Here is a 6,000-nt window from a genome sequence, read left to right as displayed (position 1 = left end):
CGCAGGTTCGGGGTAGGACGTCGCAATCCACACCGAACCCGAAGGCCCTCGCCTATTTCAAGATCTCCCCGTCACCAACGTCCGTGGTCAGTACACCTAGCCCTCCCGCCCTCGCTTCCCGCCTCTCGCCTCTCGCCCTCGCCTCCCGCCCTCACCTCCCGCTCCCGGCCTCCCGCCCCGCCGCCTGCCTGCCGGCCCGGCCATCTCCCCACCCGCCGCCGCGCAGGCGCACCCGGCCTGCACCGCCCGGCCGTCGCTCACGCGGGTATCGCGCAGCCCTGCCGCGTGGCGTCGGCTCAGCCGTCGCCCATGCGGGCAAGGAGCGGCGCGTCAGGTGCATGGCCCACGGCCGGCGTGGCCCCGGCGCGGCCCGGCCGTCGCTCATGCGAGTTCGCCCCACCACCCAGGTGACCGGCGGCTCGCTCGGCTGGCACCGTTGGACGTAACGGCTCGCATTCGGTACATGACTGCCAGCCGCGTGTTCCGCGCCCAGCCGGCATTCCGCATCCACCTGCCGGCCGCAACGGGCGTTTCGGCGGGGGATAGGTGCAGGGACCGCTGGGCAGCTTCGCGTGCCGGCGTGACGGGCGTTTCGGCGGCGCGTGAGTGCAGGGCCGCTGGCCAGCTGCACCTGCCAACCGTGACGGCGTGCGAGCCGGAGGAGGGGCGCGGTTTCAGGCCGTGTCGGGCTCGATCCCGACGCTGACCGGTCCCACTCGCAGGATGCCGTCGTTCAGGGGCACGCACCGCACACCACCCCGCCCCCGCAACGCTCGCCACGCGCCGGGCCCGAGCGTCACATCCATCCAGGCGCACGGGTTGGCCGGCCGCCGCACCCGCAGCCGGACCGCGCCCTGCCCCGAGTCCAGGCTGAGAACCGACCCCACCAGCGAGTCCACCTCGATGCCGGCTACCAGGATGTTCCGGCGCACCTCGGTCAGCCCCGCGCCCACCGGCAGCGACTCCCGGGCGATCACGGTGACGCTGGCGTCCCGGTGTGCCGGGTGGGCGTAGTAGCGGTCCCCGACGATGCCCAGACCGGCCCGGATCCGGATCTCCTCGACCAGTTCGCCCTCCGGGGCCGGCGCCGGGCCGTCCGCGGGGCGGCCCTCGAAGCGGTGCACGGGTGAGGCCAGCAACTCCACGATCTCCGGCATGGCCGGAGTCTAGGGCTCAGCGCAGCGCGGACAGCGCCTCGGCCAGCACCTCGGTGGCGTCCTGCACGTCCACCTCGCGGCTCTGCAGCGGGCCGCCGGTCTCGGTGAGCCGCGCCGCCTTGGCGCCGCCGGCGTAGAACGGGGCGAAACCGAGTTCGCGGATGATCCGTGAGGCGGCTTCCCGCGCGTCCGGCTGGTCGGTGCAGACGAACTCGGCGAGCAGCGGATCGTGCCCCCGCCGCCGGGTCAGCACCTCGGCCGGGATGGTGTTGAACGCCTTCACCCAGTGTGCTTCCGGCGCCCATTCGATCAGCGTCTCCAGGCCGCTCTTGCCGCCGGCCCGGGCCAGGAGCCGGTCGGCGGCCTCACCCGGCGGGCCGGTGACCGCGGCCGCGATATTGACCGCGCTCTTGACGCTGGCTCCGGAGAAGGCCCCAGCGCCCGCATCGCCGGCGAGAACACCCGAGAACGCCCCGGCACCCGGCATGCCGGTCGCGGCCGCATCACCGGCGTGGAGCCCAGCGGGCCCCCCGGCCGCGGTGCCGGGGTAGACGCCTGCGTCGCCGGGGTAGAGCCCGGGGGATACCCCAGCCGTGTGGCCCGGGTAGAGCCCGGAGGCCGCCCCAGCCGCGTCGCCGGGGTAGACGCCGGAGGATGCCCCAGCCGCGTCGCCGGGGTAGACGCCGGAGGATGCCCCAGCCGCGCCGCCGGGGTAGACGCCGGAGGATGCCCCAGCCGCGCCGCCGGGGTAGACGCCGGAGGACGCCCCGGCCGAATCACCGGGATAGGCCCCGGAGAACGCACCACCGCCCGGCATGCCGGCCAGCCCGCCGGGCCCCGGTACGCCCGGCACCGGATCCGCCGGATTGGTGGCGTCGATGACCACCTTGCCCTCGATGCCGCCGAGTGTCAGATCGACCGCCTCCTTCGCGGAGGCCCAGTTCGGCGCGAAGATCACCATGTCGCCGAAGGTGGCGGCCTGCGGGACCGTCAGCACCCGCAGCTGCCAGTTCATCCGGTCCACCAGCTCGCGCACCCGTTCCGGATGCCGGGAGGTGACCGCCACGTCATGTCCGCTTTCGGCGCACCACGCCGCGAGTGTGCCGCCGAGCCGCCCTGCCCCGATCACACCGATCCGCATGACCTCAGGGTGCCTGCCCGGTCACCCTTCCGAGTGGGGAACGCGCAAATCGCCGTACAGCATGCGCAGCTCGACGGTGACCAGATCGCCGACGAGGCGGCGCGGGTCGTCGGCGCCGGCGAACGCCGCGGTCCGCAGGTCGTCGATCATCCCGGCGAGCACGTGCGGGGCCGGTCCGTCCGGTGCCAGGCCGGCGGCGCGGTCCCGTTCGATGCGCGCGGCGAGGCGCGTGACGTGGGCGGTACGCAGCCGGGCGCGCCATTCGCCGATCGGCGGGCAGCCGGGGGCGGCGGCCAGCGCCCCGGCGAGCAGCCGGCCGTGGGTCTGCCAGATGGCGGCGAGCGCGGCGAGGGACCGGCGCAGGGCCGGTTCGTCCGGGCCGGTGCCGTCGAGCCACGGGCCGGCGTCGGCGTCGAGTTCGCCGGCCAGGCCGTGCAGCAGCGCGATCACGACGGCGAGTTTCGAGTCGAAGTAGAAGTAGAAACTCGACCGGGAGATCTCCGCTCCGGCGGCCAGCTCGTCGATGGTGATCTCGGCGAGCGGTTTGCGGGCCAGCAGCTCCCGGGCGGTGTTCAGGATCGCCTGTTCGCGCCGGTCGCCCTTGCTGGGGCCGCGGCGACGGCCGCGGGGAACGGCGGGGGGAGAGCTCATGCGATCAACCGTAACCCTTCCCACAGGACGGACTCGACGCGCTGTCGAGTTTTTCGACGTACTGTCGACTAACCACGACAAGCCGTCCCCCGGAGGTAGCCATGAAAGAGATCCGCCTCGCCGCCCGCCCCACCGGCTGGCCCACCGCCGAGACCTTCGAGATCGCCGAGGCGCCCGTCCCCACGCCCGGCGACGGTCAGGTGCTGATCCGCAACCTCTACATGTCGGTCGACCCCTACATGCGGGGCCGGATGAACGACACCAAGTCCTACATCGCGCCCTTCCAGGTCGGTGCGCCGCTGGACGGCGCCGCGGTCGGCGAGGTGGTCGAGTCGCGTGCCGACGGCATCGAGGTCGGCGCGGTGGTCGCGCACGGCTACGGCTGGCGGGAGTTCGCGGTGGCCGACGCGGCCCGGGTGCGCGTCGTCGACCCGGCCGCCGCGCCGACCCTCTCCGCCTATCTCGGCCTGCTCGGGATGACGGGGCTCACGGCGTACGTCGGGCTGCTCGACATCGCGCAGTTCCGCGAGGGTGACACGGTCTTCATCTCCGGCGCCGCCGGCGCCGTCGGCAGCGTCGCCGGGCAGATCGCCCGGCTTCGCGGAGCGAAGCGCGTGATCGGCAGCGCCGGCTCGGCGGACAAGGTCCGCCACCTCGTCGACGACCTCGGCTTCGACGCCGCCTTCAACTACAAGGACGCTCCGGTACGGGACCAGCTCCGCTCCGCGGCCCCCGACGGCATCGACGTGTACTTCGACAACGTCGGCGGCGACCACCTGGAGGCGGCTCTCGGCTCGCTGAACAAGTTCGGCCGGGTCGCGCTCTGTGGTGCGATCGCTCAGTACAACGACGTGGCCCCGCCCACCGGCCCGCGCAACCTGGCGCTGGCGGTCGGCAAGGAGCTGAACCTGCGCGGCTTCATCGTCGGCAACCACAACCACCGGATGCCCGACTTCCTGGCCGAGGTCGGAGCCTGGCTGCGTGCCGGGCAGATTACCGCCCGGGAAACCGTGGTGGACGGCCTGGCGAACGCTCCGGAGGCGTTCCTCGGTTTGATGCGCGGCGAGAACACCGGCAAGATGGTCGTTCGCCTCTGATCAATTTCAGACGGGACGCCGGGATTTTCCGTTCCTGAACGATGGTTTGGTCGCTCTCCCGAGCGGACCCGATACGGAACGTATGGTTGATCGCACTCGTCCGTACGGGTGAGGTCACTGACGGAAAGCAGACACTAGCGTTCCCGTGTGGCGAATCGGTTCCAACTTTGGGGACAAGCGGGCTGGGCAAGCGCCGAGGTGGTCGGCGAGACGCACTACGCCAAGGCGATACGTGCGCTCTTCGGCCGGAACTTCGACCCGCAGGGAACCGACATAACCGTTCCCGTGCAGCTGATACCCGACCGGACCAACCGGCACGACCGCAATGCTGTCGGCGTCTGGTCGGGTGGCAGCCTGCTCGGCCACCTGCCGCGGCCCGAGGCCGCCCGCTATGTCCAGGTGCTCACCTCGCTCACCACCCGCGGGCTGGTGCCCGAGGTGAACGCCCGCATCCACGGGCGGGAGTGGGGCGAGTTCGACGGGCGGCCGCCGGCCTTCGTCGGCACCATCCGGCTCGACCTGGCCGAGCCGCACATGCTGGTGCCGGCGAACTCGCCGCCGGTCCAGGAGCACCGGCTGCTGCCCAGCGGCTCGGCGGTCCAGGTCAACGGCCAGCAGCAGTTCCTGGAGGCGCTGCGGCCGCTGCTGCGCCGCGAGGGTGAGTGCTGGGCCTACGTGACGTTGCACGAGATGGCCGACCACCTGGTCGAGGTGCGGATCGGGGACGCCCGGGTGGGCGACCTGAGCCCGAAGATGAGCGGTGAGCTGCTGCCCGCCCTGCGGCACCTGGCTGAGCAGGGCCTGGTCACGGCCGCACGGGCGATCGTCAAGGGCAACGACGGCAAGGCCGAGGTGATGCTCTACGTCGCGCGGGCCCACGACCTGCCGGAGAGCATGCAGGGCGTGGCCGCCCGGCAGGCCGCGGCCGCCGTCTCCCCGGCCGCTCCGGCGGCTTCGGCTTTCCTCACGGCCGGTTCCGAGGCGTCCGGCCGGGCCCCGTCCAGCTTCTCCTCCTCCGGCGTGGCCACCACGGGACCGGTCACGGCGGGGATGGCATCGGGGAGTGCTGCGCCGGGTCCGGCCGGCAACCCGGCGCCGGCCACCTGGTCCACCCCGAACGAGCCCGCGCCGAGCCGCGCGGCCTCGAACGAGCCGGCGCCGAGCTGGATGCCTCCGGGCGAGCCGGTTCCCAGCTGGGCCGCCCCGAGTGAGCCGGTGCCGAGCTGGGCCGCGCCGAGCGAGCCGGCGGCGACCTGGTCGTCGTCCGAGCCGGCCGGGATGCCGAGCTGGGCGGTGCCCAGCGGCGGTGTGCCGAGCTGGGCCTCGTCGTCGAGCTCGAGCCTGCCGACGCTGCCGTCCACCGGTTCGCTGCCGGGCGGTTCCGCTCCCCGGCTGGACCCGCCGGCCACGGGCACCGGGTCGATTCCGCGGATCGACCCGGCGGCCGCCTCACCCGCGGTCACCGAGCCGATCACGCCGACCTCGGTGCGTCAGGCGGCCGAGCCGGCCCTGTTCGCCGACCTGGCGGCGCAGCCGGTCAGCCCGGGCGCTCCGGACCCGGCCGGCGCGGCGATCGCGGAGACCACGGTCATTCCCGCGCTGACCGCGGTGGTGAAGGGCAACGCCGGCCGCCGCGGCGGCGCCGCCCCGGTCTCCCCGGCGCCGGAGGGCAACCCGCATCCGCCGATCCCGCCGGCGCCGACCGGCATCCGGTTCGCGGTCCCGCCCGGGTGGCCGGTGCCGCCCGCCGGGTGGTACCCGCCGGCCGGCTGGCGCCCGGATCCGTCCTGGCCGCCGGCTCCGTCGGGGTGGCAGTGGTGGGTGCCCACCTGGGAGTGACCTTTTGGGGTAATTTCGGCCAGATTCCGACGTGATGCGGGCCGAAACGTCGGATTAACCCGGAAAATCGCCACGGTGACCCACCTCGCCTTGCTGGAATGGGCAAATGCGGTGG

The 6,000-nt window shown here is 73.4% G+C and carries 5 protein-coding genes; 2 read left to right on the top strand and 3 right to left on the bottom strand.

Annotation, left to right across the window (positions count from 1 at the left end; all coding sequences use genetic code 11):
- Window positions 1–674 precede the first annotated feature (674 nt).
- From AB0F81_RS37010 to AB0F81_RS37000, 3 genes are read right to left on the bottom strand one after another with little or no spacing between them, the layout of a single operon-like run.
- Window positions 675–1,157, bottom strand: a complete 483-nt coding sequence (locus AB0F81_RS37010) for a molybdenum cofactor biosysynthesis protein (RefSeq protein ID WP_360205209.1) — start codon at window positions 1,155–1,157, stop codon at window positions 675–677.
- 16 nt (window positions 1,158–1,173) lie between these two features.
- Window positions 1,174–2,298 (bottom strand): NAD(P)-binding domain-containing protein, encoded by a 1,125-nt coding sequence (locus tag AB0F81_RS37005; protein WP_360205206.1) that lies wholly within the window; start codon window positions 2,296–2,298, stop codon window positions 1,174–1,176.
- 21 nt (window positions 2,299–2,319) lie between these two features.
- On the bottom strand, window positions 2,320–2,949 hold the full coding sequence (locus AB0F81_RS37000; protein ID WP_360205204.1) for a TetR/AcrR family transcriptional regulator: 630 nt from the start codon (window positions 2,947–2,949) through the stop codon (window positions 2,320–2,322).
- A gap of 101 nt (window positions 2,950–3,050) precedes the next feature.
- On the opposite strand from AB0F81_RS37000, the gene AB0F81_RS36995 reads away from it, so the two are divergent.
- On the top strand, window positions 3,051–4,046 hold the full coding sequence (locus AB0F81_RS36995) for an NADP-dependent oxidoreductase (protein ID WP_360205202.1): 996 nt from the start codon (window positions 3,051–3,053) through the stop codon (window positions 4,044–4,046).
- A gap of 147 nt (window positions 4,047–4,193) precedes the next feature.
- Window positions 4,194–5,885: a hypothetical protein gene (locus AB0F81_RS36990; protein WP_360205199.1), complete on the top strand. Its 1,692-nt coding sequence runs from the start codon at window positions 4,194–4,196 to the stop codon at window positions 5,883–5,885.
- The last annotated feature ends 115 nt before the right edge of the window (window positions 5,886–6,000 follow it).

The organism is Actinoplanes sp. NPDC024001 (genome assembly GCF_040638955.1).
Taxonomy (GTDB): Bacteria; Actinomycetota; Actinomycetes; order Mycobacteriales; family Micromonosporaceae; genus Actinoplanes.
The sequence above is the reverse complement of the archived record's forward strand: the minus strand, read 5'-3'. Positions and strand labels throughout refer to the sequence as shown.

Coding starts and splice junctions, on each gene's coding strand:
- AB0F81_RS37010 (WP_360205209.1), bottom strand. CDS start 1,157: ATGCCGGAGATCGTGGAGTTGCTGGCCTCACCCGTGCACCGCTTCGAG.
- AB0F81_RS37005 (WP_360205206.1), bottom strand. CDS start 2,298: ATGCGGATCGGTGTGATCGGGGCAGGGCGGCTCGGCGGCACACTCGCG.
- AB0F81_RS37000 (WP_360205204.1), bottom strand. CDS start 2,949: ATGAGCTCTCCCCCCGCCGTTCCCCGCGGCCGTCGCCGCGGCCCCAGC.
- AB0F81_RS36995 (WP_360205202.1), top strand. CDS start 3,051: ATGAAAGAGATCCGCCTCGCCGCCCGCCCCACCGGCTGGCCCACCGCC.